Here is an 18,615-nt window from a genome sequence, read left to right on the forward strand (position 1 = left end):
ACGCGGGATGCACGGATCGGCGGTGCGTTCCGCACGGTCGACCGGTGACACGGCGCGGGTGTCCGGCGCGCCCGTCCGGCCGCAGGCTCGGTGGCATGACGGAGACGACGACGAACGCCAACCCGACGACGCCGCACGTCGGTCACGCGCGACCGCGCGCCGCGCTCCTGCGGCACCTGCTGGAGATGGCGCTGGCCATGATCGCCGGCATGCTGCTGCTCGGGCCGCTCCGCGCGGCCGTGGGCACATCGCTCGGCGTCTCCCCCGACCTCGGACGGGCCGACGTCGGCGCCGTGCTGATGGCGACGGACATGAGCGTCGGCATGGCGGTGTGGATGCGGTACCGGAGGCACTCCTGGGCCGCCGTCGGGGAGATGATCGCGGCGATGTACCTGCCGGTCCTGGTGCTGTTCGTACCGTTCCGGGCCGGGCTGGTCGGCGCGGACGCCCTGCTCCTCGGCAGCCACCTGCTGATGCTCCCGGCGATGGCGCTCGCGGTGTTGCGGCGGCGCGCCGAGTACGCCCGGCACCCGGCCGCCGCCCGCGTGGTTCCGCGTCACCGGCTGCTGGCGGCGCTGGTGCGCCGCTGGCCGACGGGGCTCGCCCTGCTGGTGACGCTGGACATGCTCCTCTCCCCGTGGGTGCCCCCGGCGCTGTTCCTGCTGGCGCTGCCGGCGGCCTACCTGGTCATCGGCGCGGCGCGCGGGCAGCTGGGCGAGCGCCGGGTGCTCGTCCTCCAGGTGGCCGGGCTGGCCGGCTGGGCGGCGCTGGCGCTGGTCGCCGCCGTGGTCGACCACGGGCTGGCGGGCTGGCTGGTGGCCGCCGGCTGGCTCGGACACGCGGCCTGGGACGTGGTGCACCACCGCGCGAACCGGGTCGTCCCGCGCGGCTACGCCGAGTGGTGCGCGGTCTTCGACATGGTCGTCGGGCTCGCCGTCGTGCTGGCTCTGCTGACCCGCTGACCCCGACCGGGGTGGGTCGCCGGCACGGGGCGGCGACCCACCCCGGCGGGCTGTTGTGCCGGTCGCCGGAACCGCCGGCCGGCGATGATGAAAAGCTTGCCGCATGAGTTCCGCACCCGTACGGCACGACCCACCGACCGACCCCTCCCCGGACACCACCGACGAGGTGACCGCCTTCGCGGATCTCGGACTGCGCGCCGAGCTGCTGGGCGCGTTGTCCGCCCTCGGCTACGAGGAGCCCACGCCGATCCAGCGGGAGGCGATCCCTCCCCTGCTGGCCGGGCGGGACCTGCTCGGGCAGGCGGCCACCGGTACGGGCAAGACCGCCGCGTTCGCCCTGCCGCTGCTGCAGCGGATGCCCGACGAGCGGCCCGGCGACCCGGTGGCGCTGGTGCTGGTCCCGACGCGGGAGCTGGCGGTGCAGGTGTCGGAGGCGTTCCACCGCTACGGCAAGGACCTGGGCACCCGGGTGCTGCCCATCTACGGCGGCCAGCCGATCGGCCGGCAGCTGCGCGCCCTGGACATGGGCGTGGACGTGGTGGTGGCGACCCCGGGCCGGGCGCTGGACCACATCGCCCGGGGCACGCTCAACCTGGGCTCACTGGCCACGGTCGTGCTCGACGAGGCCGACGAGATGCTCGACATGGGCTTCGCCGAGGACATCGAGGCGATCCTGGAGCACACGCCCGCGCAGCGGCAGACGGTGCTGTTCTCGGCGACGATGCCGGCGCGGATCGACGGGCTGGCCCGCCAGCACCTGACCGACCCGGTGCGCATCCTCATCGCCCGGGAGCAGCCGGTGGCCGGGGAGGCGCCCCGGGTGCGGCAGAGCGCGTACATCGTCGCCCGGGCGCACAAGCCGGCGGCGCTGGGCCGGGTGCTGGACGTCGAGTCCCCCACCGCGGCGATCGTCTTCTGTCGCAGCCGGGAAGAGGTCGACCGGCTCACCGAGACCATGAACGGCCGGGGCTACCGGGCCGAGGCGCTGCACGGCGGGATGAGTCAGGAGCAGCGCGACCGGGTGATGGGCCGGCTGCGCACGGGCACCGCGGACCTGCTGGTGGCCACCGACGTGGCCGCCCGCGGCCTCGACGTCGAGCAGCTCACCCACGTCGTCAACTACGACGTGCCGTCGGCCCCCGAGTCGTACGTGCACCGGATCGGCCGGGTGGGCCGCGCCGGGCGGGAGGGCGTGGCGATCACCCTCGCCGAGCCGCGCGAGCACCGGATGCTCAAGACCATCGAGCGGGTCACCGGCCAGCGGATCACCATCGACAAGATCCCGACGGTGGCGGACATGCGCACCCGGCGGCTGGAGCTGACCCAGGGCGCGCTGCGGGAGAGCCTGCTGGAGGACGACCTCGACCCGTACCGGGCGATCGTCGAGTCGTTGACCGACGAATTCGACCTGGTGGAGGTGGCGCTCGCGGCGGTGAAGCTGGCGCACGAGGCGACCTCGCCGGGCGCCGACGACGAGGAGGAGATCCCGCAGGTGCCGGTCCGGGCTCCGCGCGAGGGGCGGCCGGAGGGCGGCGGCCGGGGCGAGCGGCGCGGCGGTGGCCGGCCCCGCACCGGCGGCACCACGCAGGTCTTCATCGGCCTCGGCCGGCGTGCCGGGGTCCGCCCGCAGGACCTGGTCGGCGCGATCACCGGCGAGACGGGGGTCAGCGGCCGGGACATCGGCTCGATCGAGATCGCCGACCGGTTCTCGCTGGTGGAGGTGCCCTACGCCGTGGCCGACGAGGTGATCGCGGGGCTGCGCGGCAGCACGATCAAGGGCCGCAAGGCGACCGTACGCCGGGATCGTGACGGTGACGGCGGCGGCGAGCGCCGCTTCGACGGGGCCGACCGGCGCGAGCGCCGCGACCGCGACTTCGGCGACCGGCGCGACCGGCGCTGACGACGACACCACCGTCCCCACCGGCGACAAGCAGCACGCGCGCACCGAGGCCCCCGCCGTTCCGGGCGGGGGTCTCGTCGCGTTCGCGCAGCGGTCAGTCGGCCGGCTCCGTGGCCACCCGTTCGGCGTGCTCCTGCTGCACGGCGCGAGCGGTGGTGAGGAAGTCGACGATCGTCTCGAGCTGTCCGTGGTCGTACCGCGTCAGCGCCCGCAGGCCGGCTTCGCCGACCGGCCGGTAGATCCTCTGCTCGGCCGCCCGGGCCGCCTCGGTCGCCTCGACCAGCACCCGACGCCGGTTGGCGGCGTCCCGGGTACGCGCCACCAGGCCGACCCGTTCGAGCCGGTCGATGACGGTGGTGGTGGCCGCCGGGCTGAGCCGCAGCGCCGCCGTCAACTCGCCGGCCGTCACCGGCCCGTGGCCGAGGACGACGTCCAGCGCCCGCAGATCCGTCCGGTTGATCCCCAGCCGGCCGGCGGCCGCCTCGTCGAAGGCGTCGAAGCTCTGCTGCAGCAGCCGGATCTCCCGGGCCACGCGGTACACCAGCTCACTTTTCGACATTCGAATCTTCCTGCTAGCTTAGATTTCGACAGTCGAACTTTAGCAGGGAGCGACCATGACCGAGAACGACCGCAGGGAGATCCGCGAGCTGTTCGACCGGCTGCTACGGGCGTGGACCGACAACGACGCGGTCGCGTACGGCGCCTGCTTCACCGAGGACTCCGACTACGTCTCGTACGACGGCACCCGGGCGGCCGGACGGGCACCGATGCAGGACGCGCACGACCGGCTCTTCCGGGGCGTACTCGCCGGATCTGCGCTGGTCGGCGAGGTGGAGTCGATCCGGGCGGTGACCGCCGACGTGGCCGTCGTGCACGGCACCGGCTCGGTGCTGATGCCCTGGCGCTCCCGGCTGCCCCGGCGCCGGCTGTCCCGCCAGACCCTGGTCGCCGTGCGGACGCCGGCGGGGTGGCGGTTCACCGCGCTGCACAACGGTCGGGTCCGCCCGATAGGGATCCCCGCGCCCGACTCGGCACCGGCCCGGCTGTCCCGCACGATGGGGCGGTACGCCCGACGGCTCGGGCTGGGCCGCGCCTGACCGGCGGGACCCGCACACGCGGCGGCCCCCGGCGCCCCGTGGGCGCCGGGGGCCGCCGGGTGACGGGGGCCGCCGGGTGACGGGCCGGTCAGGCCGCGGTCAATGCCTGGCCGCCCAGGGCGTCCGCGTCGACGTCGGCGGGGCGCAGCGCCAGGGCGAGCACGTCGGCGACGTCGGCGAGGGTGTGGACCGTCAGCGCCTCACGGACCTCGGCCGGCAGGTCGTCGAGGTCCGGCTCGTTGCGGGCCGGGATGATCACCTCGGTCAGGCCGGCCCGGTGGGCGGCGAGCAGCTTCTGCTTCACCCCGCCGATGGGCAGCACCCGGCCGGAGAGGGTCACCTCACCGGTCATCCCGAACTCGGGCCGCACCGGCCGGCCGGCGGCCAGCGAGGCGAGGGCGGTGACCATGGTGATGCCGGCGCTGGGGCCGTCCTTGGGCACCGCGCCCGCCGGCACGTGCAGGTGGATCCGCCGCCCGGCGAGGGCGTTCGGGTCCAGCCCGAGCCGGCGCCCGTTGGAGCGCAGGTACGACAGCGCGATGTGCGCGGATTCCTTCATCACGTCGCCGAGCTGGCCGGTCAGGGTCAGCCCCGGCTCGCCCTCCATGCTGGTGGCCTCGATGAAGAGCACGTCGCCGCCGGCGCCGGTGACCGCCAGGCCGGTCGCCACGCCGGGCACCGCCGTCCGCTCCGCCGACTCCGGGGTGAACTTCGGCCGCCCGAGGTAGGTGGCGAGGTTGTCGGCGTCGACACGGACCGGCGCCGGGTCGGTGGCCAGGGCCACCGCGACCTTGCGGAGGATCTTCGCCAGCGCCCGTTCGAGCTGGCGCACGCCGGCCTCCCGGGTGTACTCGCCGGCGATCCGGGCGAGGGCGTCGTCGCCGAAGCCGACCTCCTCGACGGTCAACCCGGCCCGTTCCCGCTGCCGGGGCAGCAGGTGGTCCCGGGCGATGGCGACCTTCTCCTCCTCGGTGTACCCGTCCAGGGTGACCAACTCCATCCGGTCCAGCAGCGGGCCGGGGATGGTCTCCACCACGTTGGCGGTGGCCAGGAAGAGCACGTCGGAGAGGTCGAGGTCGACCTCCAGGTAGTGGTCGCGGAAGGTGTGGTTCTGCGCCGGGTCGAGCACCTCCAGCAGGGCGGCGGCCGGGTCGCCGGAGTAGCCGACGGCCAGCTTGTCGACCTCGTCGAGGAGCACAACCGGGTTCATCGAGCCGGCCTCGCGCAGGGCGCGCACGATCCGGCCGGGCAGCGCGCCGACGTACGTGCGGCGGTGGCCCCGGATCTCGGCCTCGTCGCGGACACCGCCGAGGGAGACCCGGACGAAGTTGCGCCCGAGCGCGCGGGCGACCGACTCGCCGAGGCTGGTCTTGCCGACACCGGGCGGGCCGGCCAGGGCGAGCACCGCGCCGGAGCCGCGGCCACCGACGACGCCGAGGTTCCGCTCGGCGCGCCGGTTGCGCACCGCGAGGTACTCCAGGATGCGGTCCTTCACGTCGGCCAGGCCGGCGTGGTCGGCGTCGAGCACCGCGCGGGCCGCGGCCAGGTCGGTGTTGTCCTCGGTACGGGTGCTCCACGGCATCTCCAGCACCGTGTCGAGCCAGGTGCGGATCCAGCCCGCCTCCGGGGAGGCGTCGCTGGCCCGCTCCAGCTTGCCGACCTCGCGCAGCGCCGCCTCGCGTACCTTCTCGGGCAGGTCGGCGGCCTCGACGCGGGCGCGGTAGTCGGCGGAGCCGTCCGGCTCGTCCTCGCCGAGTTCCTTGCGGATGGCGGCGAGCTGCTGGCGGAGCAGGAACTCCCGCTGGGACTTCTCCAGCCCCTCGCGGACGTCGGTGTTGATCTGCTCGGCGATCTCCTGCTCGGCCAGGTGGTCCTTCACCCAGCCGACGAGCAGTTCCAGCCGGGCGGTGACGTCCGGCGCGGCGAGCAGCTCGGTCTTCTGGGCGAGGCTGAGCCAGGAGACGTAGCCGGCCGAGTCGGCCAGCTCGGAGAGGTCGGTCATCCGCTCGATCGCGTCGATGACCTGCCAGGCGCCGCGCTGCTGGAGCACGGACGTCATCAGGGCGCGGTACTCGCGGGCGAGTTCGCGGGCGCGGCCGGCGGGGGCGGGCTCGTCGAGTTCGGTCGCCTCGACCCAGAGGGCGGCGCCGGGTCCCGGGACCCCGGAGCCGATCCGGGCGCGGGAGAGGCCGCGGACGACGGCGGCCGGTTCGCCGCTGGGCAGCCGGCCCACCTTCTCGATGGTGGCGACCGCGCCGATCGGGCCGTACTCGCCATCGAGGCGGGGTACGGCGAGCAGCTTGCCCTCGCCGGTGGCGCGGGCCGCGTCGACAGCGGCCTGGGTGGTGGGGTCGAGGGTCACCGGGATGACCATGCCGGGCAGCAGCACGGCGTCGGTCAGGGGCAGTACCGGAAGAGTTGCCATCGAACACCTGCTATCGCGTTGAGTTGAGCGTGTCCAACTCAAGTAACAAAGCGTTCCCCTTGTTCCGCACTGTGACCCAGACCACTTCCCCGCGCCACCCGGCGCGTCCGGGAGCAGCAGCTCACGCACCGGCGCCGAGGCCGCGGCGCTCGCCGGCCACGCCGACGTGCTGGCCACCCGAACTCCCCCGCCTTTGCGCCGGCCGCGCCGATTTCCCGCGATAACGCGACCCGCCGAAATGAAAACGACGCGTATTGTTGCGCAATTGCGGTGCGATAGGTCAAACTTTGACCACACCCCGCCCCACACAGGGAGTAATTGGCGATGGCGAGAAAAGTAATCACTGTTCTGACCGACGACCTCGACGGCGGAAAGGCTGACCGGACCGTCGAGTTCAGTCTGGACGGCGTGGCGTACACCATCGACGTCTCCGACGAGAACGCGGGCGTGCTGCGCAAGGCCCTCGACCCGTACATCAGCGCTGGCCGGCGGATCGGGCGCGGCACCGTCGACGTCGGGCGGGCACCCCGCCGGGCGGGCACCCCGGGCGGCGCGGGAATGGACCGGGAGCAGAACCGGGCCATCCGGGAATGGGCCGTCAAGAACGGCTACAAGATTTCCGAGCGCGGCCGCATCCCGGTCGAGGTCGCCGAGGCGTACAAGAACCGCTGACCTGGCGCCGGGTTCACGCTCGCGTCCACGCGGGGTCACGCTGCGGAATCAGCGGGGCCCCGCCGGTCTTTTCCCACGGCCGCCCATTCGCACGGCCCGCATCCGGCGGCGGACGCATTCGCGGGCGGCGCATTCGCCGAGCGGCCCCCACGGATCGCCGGGCGACCCCCGAGTGACCGCGCCGGGCGGATTCCCGCGACCGGACGGAACCGGGATCCGGCCCGAGGACCGGCGACCCGCCCAAGGCGGCGAAGCGGCCGGTGGCGACCCGGGCGGCCCCGGGCGCGGGTGATCACCGCCACGATTCGTGCCCGCGCGACCCGAGACCGTCGCACCCCCGGAGTGTAATGAGCGACAGCTTTGTCGGGCATTACGCAAACGCATCTCGGGGGTGGCGGATGACGCGCTGGTGGAGCCAGACGGCCGGCGGGTTGCCCCGCACGTTCTGGTACCTCTGGACGGCCACGCTGATCAACCGGCTGGGTAGCTTCGTCGCCATCTACCTCGGCGTCTACCTGGTCTCGGTGCGGGGCTTCAGCCCCGCGTACGCCGGAGTGGTGATCGGGTTGCACGGGGCCGGCAGCGCGGCGGGGAGCGTGCTCGGCGGGGTCGTCGCGGACCGGTGGGGGCGGCGGCCGGCAATGCTGGCCGGCAACGTGGCCGCCGCCGCCGCGGCCGTGTCGCTGGGCCTGAGCAACCACCCCACGGCGGTCGCGGCGCTCACCCTCCTGCTCGGGCTCTTCCTCGGCGTCGCCCGACCGGCCTTCACCGCCACCATCATCGACGTGGTGGGCGAGCGGGACCGGCTGCGCGCCCTGACGCTCAACTACTGGGCGATCAACATCGGGTTCGCCGTCGCCGCGACCGTCGCCGGCCTGCTGGTCCGCGCCGATCCGCTGCTGCTGTTCCTGGTCAACGCGGCGGTGCTGCTCGGCACCGCCGCGCTGATCGGGTTGAAGGTGCCCGAGTCGCGCCCCGCCCCGGTCACCGTCGGGCAGTTCACCCGCGCCGACTCCGGCGGGCTCGGCACGGTGCTGCGCGACCGGGTCTTCCTGACCTTCACCGCCCTCACCGGGCTGGCCTGGCTCTGCATCCAGGGCAGCGTGATGCTCCCCGTCGCGTTGCAGGCCGACGGCCTGCCGGCGTCGGCGTACGGGCCGGTCATCGCGGTCAACGGGCTGATGATCGTACTGGGGCAGCTCTTCGTGCCCCGGCTGGTCGGCCGCTTCGACCGGTCCCGCACCATCGCCGCCGCCGTCGTGGTGGTCGGCGCCGGCTTCGCGCTGACCGCGCTGGCCGACGCGGTGTGGTTCTACGCGTTCACGGTCGCCGTCTGGACGCTCGGCGAGATGCTGATGACCCCGGCGAACTCGGCGCTGACGGCGGACCTGTCGCCGGCGGCGCAGCGCGGCCGCTACCAGGGGGTCTACTCGCTCGGCTACGCCTTCGCCAGCTTCGCCGGGCCGACCCTCGGCGGGCTGGTCGCCGCCCGGTTCTCCACCGACGCCCTATGGCTGGGCCTGTTCGGTCTGGCCCTGCTGGTCGCCGCCGGCAACCTCCTCGCGGTCCGCCCCCGGGCCAGGCGGATCGAGGCCCTGCGGGCCGGTGCCACCTCGGCCGCCGCCCCCGGCCGGACGGCGGCAGCCGTGGCCTGACGACAGGCGGGGACCGCCGGGGTGCGCCGGGGCGGGTCAGTCCGCGCAGAGGTGCGCGAAGGCGAACCCGTGCGCCATCTCGTCGCGCCGCGACTCGAGCAGCCGGATGTCGGCGAGCAGCTCCTCGCGGGGCGTCAGGACCGGCTCGGCCGTCTCCAGCTCGCGCAGCCGCTGGCCGACGGCCATCGCCGCCAGGTCCTCGGCCAGGCGGGCCGGGTCCACGCCGGCGGAGACCCGCTGCTCGTGCACCGTCACCCGCTCCACGAGGCAGGCGCCGGGACGCACCTCGACCCAGCTCCACCCCTCGGCCGGCCCGCCCCGCCAGCTCAGGTGCAGCCCCCGGACGATCGGGTCCACCAGCCTCCGCGACACGTACGCGTCGACCGCCGCGGCCCGGGCCAGCGCGCCGAGGTCGTTGACGTGGCCCGTCCGCCCGTCGGGCAGCCGGCCGAAGATGTCGCGGAACCCGATCGGGGGCACCTCCCCCGCCTCCGGCTCCCCCGCACCGAGCGCCGCGTAGGCGCGGGCGTCGAGCACGTACGCCACGATCCGTCGCCCGTGCTCGTCGGCGCGTAACGTGGGCGACCCGATCCGCAGCACCGCCAGGCCGACCGCCTCGGCGACCACGTTCTTCATCCGCTCGGCGCGCTGCCCGGCGGAGCCGGCGGGCGCGACCGGGCCGACCTCCACGGCGAAGACCGGCCGGGCCGTGTCGGCGGCGCAGACGACGAAGTCGTAGCCCTCCCGGGTGGCCGTACTCCACTGGTGGCCGGTGATGCCGGTCGGACGCCCGTGTGCGAGTTCGCCGAGGCGGCGGGCGCCGTACACGAGCTGGCCGGCCCGGGTGAGCAGCGGGCCGCGACCGCCGTCCCCGGTCACCGCGCGCAGCCAGGAACCGTCCCCGCCACCGGTGCTCGTCATCCGCGTGATCCGTCCGTCCTGCCGTCGCCCGGGCCGACTCGTCGGCCCGGAGCGAGTCTAGGCCGTCGATCATGGCCGGAGCCGGGGTGGTGCGGCGGGGGCGGCACGAGCGGGGAATTCGGTTGAGCCGCCCGGGGCCGCCCGGTGGGATGGGCCGGTGACGCTCTTCCTGAGCACCGACCGGCTGGTGCTGCGCGAGTTCACCCCCGACGACGCGGAACTCCTCGTCGATCTGGACGGCGACCCCGAGGTGATGCGATACCTCACCGGCGGGCGTCCCACCCCGCCGGAGGTGGTCCGGCAGCGCACCCTGCCCCGGATCCTCGCCCACTACCGGCGGCCGCCGGGGCTGGGCTGGTGGGCGGCCCTGGGCCGGGGGTCGGGCGAGTTCCTGGGCTGGTTCGAGTTCCGCCCGACACGCGACGGCGACGCCCGCGAGGTGGAGCTGGGCTACCGCCTGCGCCGGGCGACCTGGGGCGGCGGCCTCGCCACCGAGGGCTGCCGGGCGCTGATCGACAAGGGCTTCACCGAGCTGGGCGTGCAACGGGTCACCGCGAACACGATGGCCGTCAACGCGGCCTCCCGCCGGGTGATGGAGAAGTCCGGGCTGCGCTTCGTGCGCACGTACGTCGGGGACTGGCCGGAGATGATCGACGGGGCGGAGCACGGCGAGGTCGAGTACGCGTTGACCCGGCAGGAGTGGCTGGCCCCCGCCGCCGGGGCATGATCGAGCGGGACCGGTTGTCGACAGGGGGTGCGCGGTGCGGGTCGTGTCGCTGGTGCCGTCGCTGACCGAGGCGGTGGCGCTGACCCTGCCCCACCTGCTGGTCGGGGCCACCGACTGGTGCACCCACCCGGCGGGGCTGGACGTGGCGCGGGTCGGTGGCAGCAAGTACCCCGACCTGGACCGGGTGCTCGCGCTACGACCGGACGTGGTGCTGCTCAACGTCGAGGAGAACCGCCGCGTCGACGCCGAGGCCCTGGCCGCGGCCGGCGTGCCGGTGCGGGTCACCTACCCGCGGACCGTCGACGAGGCGCTGACCGAGCTGGGCGACCTGCTCCGCGAGCTGGGCGCGCCGGCGGAGCCGGAGTGGCTGGCGGCGGCCCGCCGGGCGTGGGCCGCCCCGCCGGCGGCCGGGCCGCCCCGCCGGGCGGTGGTGCCGGTCTGGCGTCGCCCGTGGGTGGTGCTGGGCGCCGACACGTTCGCCGGGGACGTGCTGCGCCGACTCGGCGTCACCAACCTGTACGCCGACGACGCCGAACGCTATCCCCGTCCGAGCCTCGAGGAGCTGCGCGCCCGAAAGCCGGAGCTGGTGGTGCTGCCGGACGAGCCGTACCGGTTCACCGCCGACGACGGGCCGGAGGCGTTTCCCGGCATCCCGTGCGCGCTGCTCTCCGGGCGGCACCTGACCTGGTACGGCCCGTCCCTGGCCGCGGCGCCCGCCCTGCTCTCCGCCCAGCTCGCCGACCCGGTCGTCCGGCCGGGCTGACCGCCCGGGCACGTCGCCCGTCGGTCGACGCGCCCGTCGGGTCAGGCGCCCGCGTGCCGGCGCTCCCGACGGGCGGCGAGCACGCTCCAGCCGATCGCGACCGACAGGGTCAGCACCACCACCGCGAGGGTGAGCCAGACCGGCAGCTTCCCCACCGGCGTCTCGGCCAGGATCAGCTTCGCCCCGGCGAAGGCCAGCAGCACGGCCAGCCCGTACCGCAGGTAGCCGAAGTGCCGCAGCAGCCCGGCCAGGCAGAAGTAGAGACTGCGCAGCCCGAGCACGGCGAACGCCGTCGCCGTCCAGACCAGGAACGTGTCGGTGGTGATGGCCAGGATCGCCGCCACCGAGTCGATCGCGAAGACCACGTCGGTGGCCTCGATCGCGATCAGCGCGACCAGCAGCAGGGTGGCCCTGCGCCGGCCGTCGACCCGGACCGTGAACCGGCCGCCGTGGTAGCGCGGCTCGGTGGGGACCAGCCGCCGGAACACCCGGACCGCGACGTTGCGGTCCGGTTCGACGTCCGGCTCGCCGCGCACCGCGAGCCGCCCCCCGGTCCAGACCAGGAAGGCACCGAGCACGACCCCGGCCCAGGCCAGCCGCTCCAGCAGCGCGGCACCGGCGAAGATGAAGGCCAGCCGGAACGCGAGGGCCCCGACGACCCCCCAGAAGAGCACCTTGTGCTGGTAACCGGCGGGCACCCGGAAGTAGCCGAACAGCAGCGCGAAGACGAAGACGTTGTCGACCGAGAGCGCCTTCTCCAGCAGGTAGCCGGAGAAGTACGCCACGGCCGGCTCGCCGCCCCACCAGAGCCAGACCACCAGGCCGAAGGTGAGCCCGGCGGTGATCCAGACGCCGCTCCACACCAGCGCCTCGCGCAGCTCGATCACGTGGTTGTCGCGGTGGGAGAGCAGGTCCACGGCCAGCATGACGGCGATGACCGCGCCCACTGCCGCCCAGGCCCACAGCGGCGCCGCGAACATCGCCTCGTCCACCCGGCGCCCTCCCCACCCGCGACGGGACAGGGCGGCTCCGCTTCCCGCGCGCGCCGCATGCCCGGCGGTTCCGGCGCGGGCGCGGTCCCGTGGCGCGGGGCTCGGCGGCGGAGCCACCCCGCGCCCGCCCCCGAGCCTAGGCGAGCCGCCCACCGGCCGACGGCCGTCCGGGCAAGTCGGCGGGCGCCGGCCAGGCCCGGTCGCCGCTGCCCGGCGGCTCCCGGGTCTCAGGTGCCGGCTGCCGTCGGCCGGGGGGGGTGCGCGGGCCGGGCGGGCGGCACGCCGACGGGCCCCGCCCGGACGGCGGGGCCCGGGCGTCGCCGGTCAGGCCACCGGGGTGGCCCGGTCCGCGTCCCGCTCGACCAGCGTGCGGTCGTCGACGTCGTACGCGATGGTGCTGGTCACCCGGACCACGCCGCTGACCTGCCCGGCCAGCCGCCCCGCCAGCTCGACCGCGCTGCGCCGGTCCAGCCGGCCGTCGAGCGTCACCTCACCGTCGCGCACCTGGACGGTGACCAGGCCGTCCCGCACCGCGAGCACCCGGCGCAGCACCTCCTGCACCACGTCCTCGCGGATCTCCGCGTCCGTACGCAGGTGCACCCGCAGCAGGTCGCCCCGGGTGACGATGCCGACGAGCCGGCCCAGATCGTCGAGCACCGGCAGCCGCTTCACCGACTCCCGGTCCATCTGCCGCGCGGCGGCGGAGATCGTCGCCTCCGGCCAGGTGGTCACCGGCGGCGCGGTCATCAGTTCGCGGGCCAGCAGCGCGTCGGCCTTCTCCCGGGCGCTGCGGCGCCGCCGCCCCTCGAAGATCCGCCGCTCGTCCGGGTGACCGGCCCGCTCCACCTTGTGCAGCAGATCCGACTCGGACACCACGCCGAGCACCCGGCGGAACCCGTCCACCACGGGCACGCCGCTGATGCCCCGCCGGACCAGCGCGTCGACGATCTCGCGGTAGGGGGTCTCCTCCCCCACCGTCGCGACGTCCCGCGTCATCACGTCGCCCACCTGCCACGTCCTCATCACGACCTCCCTGCCGTTGGCACCTGCGACGGTATGGCCACGACCGCCCGCCGGGTCAGGGTCGCGAGACCGGGTCGGCACGGCCGGGTGGACCGGTGTGGAAGGGGCCCAAGGTCCCGGTCCGACGGGGCCCGGTCGGCCCTGCCCGGCGAGCGTCGGCGGGTGTCCAATGAAGATGCCACCGGGAAGCGCGGTGCGAGGCACACGAAGGGACGTGGAGACAATGACCACGACCGAACGGATCACCGCCGGGACCATCGCCCCTGCGACACAGACCCGGCACCCCGCCGAGACCACCCGGGAGCGTGCCACCCGGTACGTCTTCGCCGGCATCCGCATCGCCCTCGGCTGGACCTTCCTCTGGGCGTTCCTGGACAAGGTCTTCGGCCTGGGGCACGCCACCGAGGCGAAGAACGCCTGGATCAACGGCGGCAGCCCCACCAAGGGCTTCCTGACCTTCGGCGCGGCCGGCCCCTTCAAGGGCTTCTACAACGGCATCGCCGGGGCCGCCTGGGCGGACGTTCTCTTCATGGCCGGCCTGGCCGCGATCGGCGTGGCGCTGCTGCTCGGCATCGGGATGCGCGTCGCCGCCGTCGCCGGCGTGGTGCTCTACGTGATGATGTGGACGGTCGTCCTGCCCCCCGAGAACAACCCCTTCCTCGACGACCACCTGCTCAACGCGGCCCTGCTGGTCGGTCTCGCGCTCGTCAACGCCGGCGCCACCCTGGGCCTGGGCGCGGCCTGGGCGAAGCTCCCCCTCGTCCGGCGGTTCCCCTGGCTCCGCTGACCTGGTCCGGCACCTCACCCAGCGGGCGTCACCACCGGTGACGCCCGCTGGTCCGTGCGTACGCCCGAGTCGTCGCGCCTGGCCGGACCCGGCTCTCCGGCCCGGCGGCGCCGAGGGGCTCGCGCATCGCCGACACGTCGACGCACACGAGCGGCTCCCGGGACCGCCGCGCGCCGACCGGTCGCCATCCGGCAGGATGGTGACCGGGACATCAGGACCGAAACGGCAGGAGACTCCCGTATGAACCAGGCAGCAGGCGCCCGCTCCGGCAAGCCCGAGGTGGGCCCGATCGAGGGCGCGCCGCCCGCCGATCTCGTCATCGAGGACATCACCGTCGGCGAGGGACCGGAGGCCCAGCCGGGGCAGCTGGCCGACGTCCACTACGTGGGGGTCGCGCACTCCACCGGCCGCGAGTTCGACTCCTCCTGGAACCGGGGCGAGACGTTCGAGTTCGGGCTCGGCGCCGGGCAGGTCATCGCCGGCTGGGACCGGGGCGTGGTGGGCATGCGGGTCGGCGGCCGGCGCCGGCTGACCATCCCGCCGCACCTGGGCTACGGCAACCGGGGCGCCGGAGGCGTCATCAAGCCGGGCGAGACCCTGGTCTTCGTCGTCGACCTGGTCGGCGTGCGCTGAGCCGTTGAGCACGGGCCCGGGGCCGACCCGCCCGCGCGCGGTCGGCCCCGGGCCGCACACGCACCCCGATCGGTCGGGGGTGGTCAGCAGGCCACGAGCTCCCGGTCGGCGCAGGCGTCGACGATCGGGATGACCCGGTGCAGGCCGGTGGCCCGCAACACCCGCGCGACCACCGGGTCGGGGTGCAGCAGCACCAACTCGCCGCCCCGGGCGCGGATGCGCAGGTGCGCGGCGACCAGCGCCCGCACCCCGGCGGCGGAGAGCACGCGGACGCCCGAGAGATCCAGCCGGAGCACCGGCCGGGCGGGGGCCGCCCAGAGCGCGGAGCGGAACGCGGCGACCGTGGCGATGTCGACCTCGCCGATCGCCCGCACGTCCACCACGTAGTCGTCCACGCTGACCTCGACGTGGAACCTGTCCTCACGCTGCCCCATGCCGACGAATCTAGCCCCCACCACCGACATTTCCGCCCTGCCCAGGGACGGGATCCGGGTCCACCCAGGGTCACCCCCGAGGGCCTCCCTGATCCTCCTCAGGGAGGAGGACCGCACCGCCGCGGTGAGCTCCGGCCCACCCGCGCCGCCGCCCGGCGTCGAGAGCCGGCGGGTGCCACACCGTGTCCCGCCGGCTCGGCAGGTCGGGGACCGGCCCGCCTGGCGGCGGACCGGTCCCCGGTGTGCGTACGGCCGGGTCAGCCGCCGCGGACGGACGGCGCCGGCACCGGCGAGCCCCCGGCCACGGCGCCCGGGTGCGGGGCCTGCGACGGGGCCGGCCGGAGCCCGGCCGGCACCGGCAGCGCGCTGCCCTTGGCGAACTCGTCCCAGCCGACGTTCCACGCGGTCCAGCCGTTGCCCTCGTTCAACTCGACCTCGGTGCCCTTGATGGTCACCAGGTCGCCGACCTGCGTGACGCCCATCAGCCAGTCCGCGGCCTCGTTGGAGACGTTGGTGCAGCCGTGCGAGACGTTGGTGTTGCCCTGGTCCCCCACCGACCACGGCGCCGCGTGGATGAACTCACCGCCCCAGGTGAGGCGTTGGGCGTCCTCGACGTCGACCACGTAGGGGTCGGCCGAACCCCGGGTGTCGAACGTCGTCTGCTCGTGCTTCTCCATGATCACCATCTTGCCGCTGGAGGTCGGCGTGCTCGGCTTGCCCATGCTGACCGGGATCTTGCGGACGACCTTGCCGTCGCGCACCACGGACATCTGCTTGGTCGCGTTGTCGATCTCCAGGGCCACCTGCCGGCCGATCTTGGAAGTGGCGGTCCGGTCGGAGTCGCCGACCCGGTCCTTGCCGATCGGCAGGCCCTCCAGCCCGGCCCGGACGCTGATCGTGGTGCCCGGGCGCCAGAAATCGGGGGCCCGGTAATAGACCTGGCTGCCGTCGGACACCCACGACCAGGTGCCCGGCTGCGGCGGGTCGGTCTTCACGAACAATCGGCGCTGCACGTCCGCCCTGGCCTCTTTCGGAATGGGCGGGTCGAAGGCGACGGTCACCGGCATGGCGGTGCCGTACGTCCGGTTGCCGGCGAAATACAACGTGCTGGTGATTTCCGGCTTCGACGATTTCGGCATCGTGGTGAAGGTGGTCTTCCGGGTGGTGGTCTTCCCCGAGTCGCCCGTGGCGGTCACCTCCGCGGTGTAGGTGCGCCGCGGCTGCAACGGCCTGCTCGGCACCCAGCCCGAGCCGTCCTCCCGGGGCTCCGCCTTGATCTCCGCGCCCTTGTCGTCGGTGATCCGGACCGACGTGACCCGTCCGCCCTTGACGACGGTCCCCACCTCGGCGCTGACCGGCACCTCGCGGGCGCGGTCGGCGGGCGTCACGGCCAGCTCCGGGGCCGCCGCCCGGCCCTCGGCCGACCCGGCACCCGGTTTGCGGTCGGCGGTGCACCCGCCGAGGGCCAACGGCGTGGCCGCGATGGTCACGGCCAGAACCGTCAGTCGCCGCCTCAACTTCATGATGCGTCCCCCCGTTAATTGGCGTCCTCCGCCACATTCTCTCCATACCGCCCGGATGGGCGCGCAATTTTCGGCGAAAAGGGAAACGCAATTATGGGGGGCATTTGCCGGACTGCGCGGAATGAGTCCGGGTGCCCCCGTTTCCGGATCCGTCCGGGATCGCCCGGACCCGCACCGCCGGAGCCCGGCCATGCCGCCGCGTCCCGGTTGCGCCGCCCCGCGCCGTTCCCACCCGACCCACCCCCGGTGCCCCGCCCCGGCCTCGTGCCGGTGGCGACGGCAACGGCCGGGCGACCTCGGCCACCCGTGTGGCGCCGGCTCAGGTCCAGTCGTCGTCGCCGTGGTTGCGTTCCCACCGGCCGCCGACCGGCGGGGTGTCCATGCGGATGGCGGAGTCGGCGTTGCCGGCGAGGTCGTTGTCCTCCACCCGGCAGTCCACGCAACTGCCCTCGTCGGTGATCCAGAGGCCGTGGTTCTGGGTGCTCGGGTGCTTGTTGTCCCAGATCCGGTTTCCCCGGATGGTGGCCGAGTCGACCGCCGCGTTGATCGTGATGCCGGCCCGCACCGGCGGGCCGGCCGGCAGCTCGTACGGCGTTCCCGGCAGCGGCGTGCCCCCGCTCCACCCGCTGGAGGCGTCGGGGCGAATCGGCGCGAGCGTCAGCTCGGTGTCGTCGTTGGCGGCCACCATGGCGATCCCGTCGCCGACGCGCACCACCTTGCCCCGGTGACCGTCGTTCGGCCAGGTCGCCCGCCGGTCCACCACCTTCCGCTCGCTGTAGCGCACCGAGTCGCCGTGCCCGCTCATCGCCGGCGCGCACTGCCGCCCGTTGTTGCGGATCCGGTTGCCGACCAGGATCATGTCGCGGAGCGGGCGGTCGATGCGGATGGCGTCGGCGCTGTTGCCGTAGAAGTCGTTGCTCTCGATGACGATCTCCTCGGCGATCCGCTGCTCCACGCCGCCGAGGTTGCGCTGGTGGTAGCCGTACCGGCCGTTGCCGCTGATCCGGTTGCCGCGGATCGTGTAGGGGCCCGGGGTGTTGCCGATGCTGACCCCGTCGCCCAGGTTGCCGTCGATCACGCAGTCGGTGAGCAGGCCACCCCGCCCGGCGGTGTGCGTGGTGCCCTTCGCCGAGACGTGGAAGCCCGCCTCCAGGTTGCCGGTCATCGTGCAGGCGGAGACGATCAGACCGTTCGCGCCCCAGTCGGAGATACCGAACCGGTTGCCCTGGGCGTGGCAGCCGATGATCCGCACCCCGCGCGGGCGCAGGTGATTCGCCTCCTGCAACTCCAGGAAGATCCCGTTCGTCGCGTTGGCCACCGCGCTGCAGTTGACGATGTTGAACCGTTCGACGCTGCCCCAGCCGCCGATGCCGATGCCGATGCCCGCGCCGCCCATCTCGGTGCCGTTGTCCAGCCGCCCGCAGCCGACCACCAGCACCCCGTCGATCAGGCAGTCCTGGAGGAAGTCGCAGCCCAGGCCGGTGGCGGCGGTGTGGTGGATGTACAGGTTGCGGAACATGCCCCGGACGACGTACTGCAGGCCGAGACCCTTGGCCAGCGGGTTGTAGTCCGCCGACGCCACGCCCGAACCGTCGATCTCGAAGTCGGCGAACGTGCAGTCGGCCAGGTGGCGCTCCCGGCCGGCCCCGTGCTGCTGCGCGGTGTGGAAGGCCAGCGGCGCGGGATCGGCCCGGTTGCCGGCGTTGCTGAGCACGAAGCGGGTCGCCCCCGGGCCGGCCCCGATCAGCGACACCCCGGAACGCCAGACGGTGCCCGAGTCCCGCATCGAGTACACCCCCGGCGGGCAGTAGATGATCCGGACCCGGCCGTCGGCGGCGTACGCGTCGCCGAGGCGGTCCACCAGCGCCGCCAGGGCCGGCTGGTCGTTGGTCTCGCCGTCGCCCACCAGGCCGTGCTCCCGGGCGTCGCAGAGCAGCGGGGCACCGGCGACCGCGTAGCGGCGCACGCCGCCGGCGGAGGGCATGTCCGGGTACGCCACCTCGTCCTCCCCTCGGCGGGACAGCCAGGCCCGCATTCCCGGACCGCATTCGGGGAAACGCCGGCCGCGACGGCGACGGCCCCGGCACCGCCGGGAGGCGGA

17 protein-coding genes are annotated in these 18,615 nt (G+C 74.3%); 9 read left to right on the top strand and 8 right to left on the bottom strand.

Translation table 11 applies throughout. The features are described from left to right. Positions 1-95 precede the first annotated feature (95 nt). On the top strand, positions 96-962 hold the full coding sequence (locus ACGF5G_RS23510) for a hypothetical protein (RefSeq protein ID WP_393266143.1): 867 nt from the start codon (positions 96-98) through the stop codon (positions 960-962). Between the two features lie 103 nt (positions 963-1,065). Next, entirely contained in the window at positions 1,066-2,862 is a 1,797-nt protein-coding gene (locus tag ACGF5G_RS23515) for a DEAD/DEAH box helicase (RefSeq protein WP_393266146.1), read from the top strand. A 94-nt stretch (positions 2,863-2,956) separates the two neighbouring features. On the opposite strand, the gene ACGF5G_RS23520 is transcribed toward ACGF5G_RS23515, so the two are convergent. Beyond that, complete coding sequence (locus tag ACGF5G_RS23520; protein WP_393266149.1) at positions 2,957-3,421, bottom strand: MarR family winged helix-turn-helix transcriptional regulator; 465 nt, start codon at positions 3,419-3,421, stop codon at positions 2,957-2,959. 55 nt (positions 3,422-3,476) lie between these two features. Between ACGF5G_RS23520 and ACGF5G_RS23525 the strand changes: the two genes are divergently transcribed. Then, positions 3,477-3,959 (top strand): SgcJ/EcaC family oxidoreductase, encoded by a 483-nt coding sequence (locus ACGF5G_RS23525; protein ID WP_393266152.1) that lies wholly within the window; start codon positions 3,477-3,479, stop codon positions 3,957-3,959. Between the two features lie 88 nt (positions 3,960-4,047). On the opposite strand, the gene lon is transcribed toward ACGF5G_RS23525, so the two are convergent. Beyond that, positions 4,048-6,384 (bottom strand): endopeptidase La, encoded by a 2,337-nt coding sequence (gene lon / locus ACGF5G_RS23530; protein WP_393266155.1) that lies wholly within the window; start codon positions 6,382-6,384, stop codon positions 4,048-4,050. A 324-nt stretch (positions 6,385-6,708) separates the two neighbouring features. Between lon and ACGF5G_RS23535 the strand changes: the two genes are divergently transcribed. Next, positions 6,709-7,056 carry an Lsr2 family protein gene (locus tag ACGF5G_RS23535; RefSeq protein WP_357699401.1) on the top strand — a complete coding sequence of 116 codons (348 nt, stop codon included), beginning with the start codon at positions 6,709-6,711 and terminating at the stop codon, positions 7,054-7,056. A gap of 398 nt (positions 7,057-7,454) precedes the next feature. Continuing rightward, complete coding sequence (locus ACGF5G_RS23540) at positions 7,455-8,711, top strand: MDR family MFS transporter (protein WP_393266158.1); 1,257 nt, start codon at positions 7,455-7,457, stop codon at positions 8,709-8,711. 36 nt (positions 8,712-8,747) lie between these two features. Here ACGF5G_RS23540 and ACGF5G_RS23545 read toward each other — a convergent pair whose 3' ends face one another. Then, positions 8,748-9,632 carry a hypothetical protein gene (locus ACGF5G_RS23545; protein WP_393266160.1) on the bottom strand — a complete coding sequence of 295 codons (885 nt, stop codon included), beginning with the start codon at positions 9,630-9,632 and terminating at the stop codon, positions 8,748-8,750. A 157-nt stretch (positions 9,633-9,789) separates the two neighbouring features. On the opposite strand from ACGF5G_RS23545, the gene ACGF5G_RS23550 reads away from it, so the two are divergent. Continuing rightward, entirely contained in the window at positions 9,790-10,359 is a 570-nt protein-coding gene (locus tag ACGF5G_RS23550; protein WP_393266163.1) for a GNAT family N-acetyltransferase, read from the top strand. A 34-nt stretch (positions 10,360-10,393) separates the two neighbouring features. After that, positions 10,394-11,122 carry a helical backbone metal receptor gene (locus tag ACGF5G_RS23555; RefSeq protein ID WP_393266166.1) on the top strand — a complete coding sequence of 243 codons (729 nt, stop codon included), beginning with the start codon at positions 10,394-10,396 and terminating at the stop codon, positions 11,120-11,122. A 41-nt stretch (positions 11,123-11,163) separates the two neighbouring features. Here the strand turns inward: ACGF5G_RS23555 and ACGF5G_RS23560 are convergent, their stop codons facing one another. After that, on the bottom strand, positions 11,164-12,102 hold the full coding sequence (locus ACGF5G_RS23560) for a TerC family protein (protein WP_393266589.1): 939 nt from the start codon (positions 12,100-12,102) through the stop codon (positions 11,164-11,166). A gap of 336 nt (positions 12,103-12,438) precedes the next feature. Then, positions 12,439-13,137, bottom strand: coding sequence for a CBS domain-containing protein (locus tag ACGF5G_RS23565; protein WP_393266167.1), 699 nt, complete (start codon positions 13,135-13,137; stop codon positions 12,439-12,441). 214 nt (positions 13,138-13,351) lie between these two features. Between ACGF5G_RS23565 and ACGF5G_RS23570 the strand changes: the two genes are divergently transcribed. After that, complete coding sequence (locus ACGF5G_RS23570; RefSeq protein WP_393266170.1) at positions 13,352-13,924, top strand: hypothetical protein; 573 nt, start codon at positions 13,352-13,354, stop codon at positions 13,922-13,924. Between the two features lie 240 nt (positions 13,925-14,164). Next, the gene (locus ACGF5G_RS23575) at positions 14,165-14,557 is read left to right on the top strand and encodes an FKBP-type peptidyl-prolyl cis-trans isomerase (protein ID WP_357699385.1); all 393 of its coding nucleotides are present in this window, start codon (positions 14,165-14,167) and stop codon (positions 14,555-14,557) included. A gap of 83 nt (positions 14,558-14,640) precedes the next feature. Here ACGF5G_RS23575 and ACGF5G_RS23580 read toward each other — a convergent pair whose 3' ends face one another. From ACGF5G_RS23580 to ACGF5G_RS23590, 3 genes are all read right to left on the bottom strand, one after another. Then, complete coding sequence (locus tag ACGF5G_RS23580; RefSeq protein WP_393266173.1) at positions 14,641-14,991, bottom strand: STAS domain-containing protein; 351 nt, start codon at positions 14,989-14,991, stop codon at positions 14,641-14,643. A gap of 257 nt (positions 14,992-15,248) precedes the next feature. Further along, positions 15,249-16,514, bottom strand: coding sequence for an Ig-like domain-containing protein (locus tag ACGF5G_RS23585; protein ID WP_393266176.1), 1,266 nt, complete (start codon positions 16,512-16,514; stop codon positions 15,249-15,251). 319 nt (positions 16,515-16,833) lie between these two features. Further along, a complete protein-coding gene (locus ACGF5G_RS23590; protein ID WP_393266591.1) occupies positions 16,834-18,498 on the bottom strand; it encodes a right-handed parallel beta-helix repeat-containing protein in 1,665 nt (554 codons plus the stop codon). Positions 18,499-18,615 lie beyond the last annotated feature (117 nt).

It is taken from the genome of Micromonospora sp. NPDC047730 (genome assembly GCF_043204765.1).
Classification (GTDB): Bacteria; Actinomycetota; Actinomycetes; order Mycobacteriales; family Micromonosporaceae; genus Micromonospora.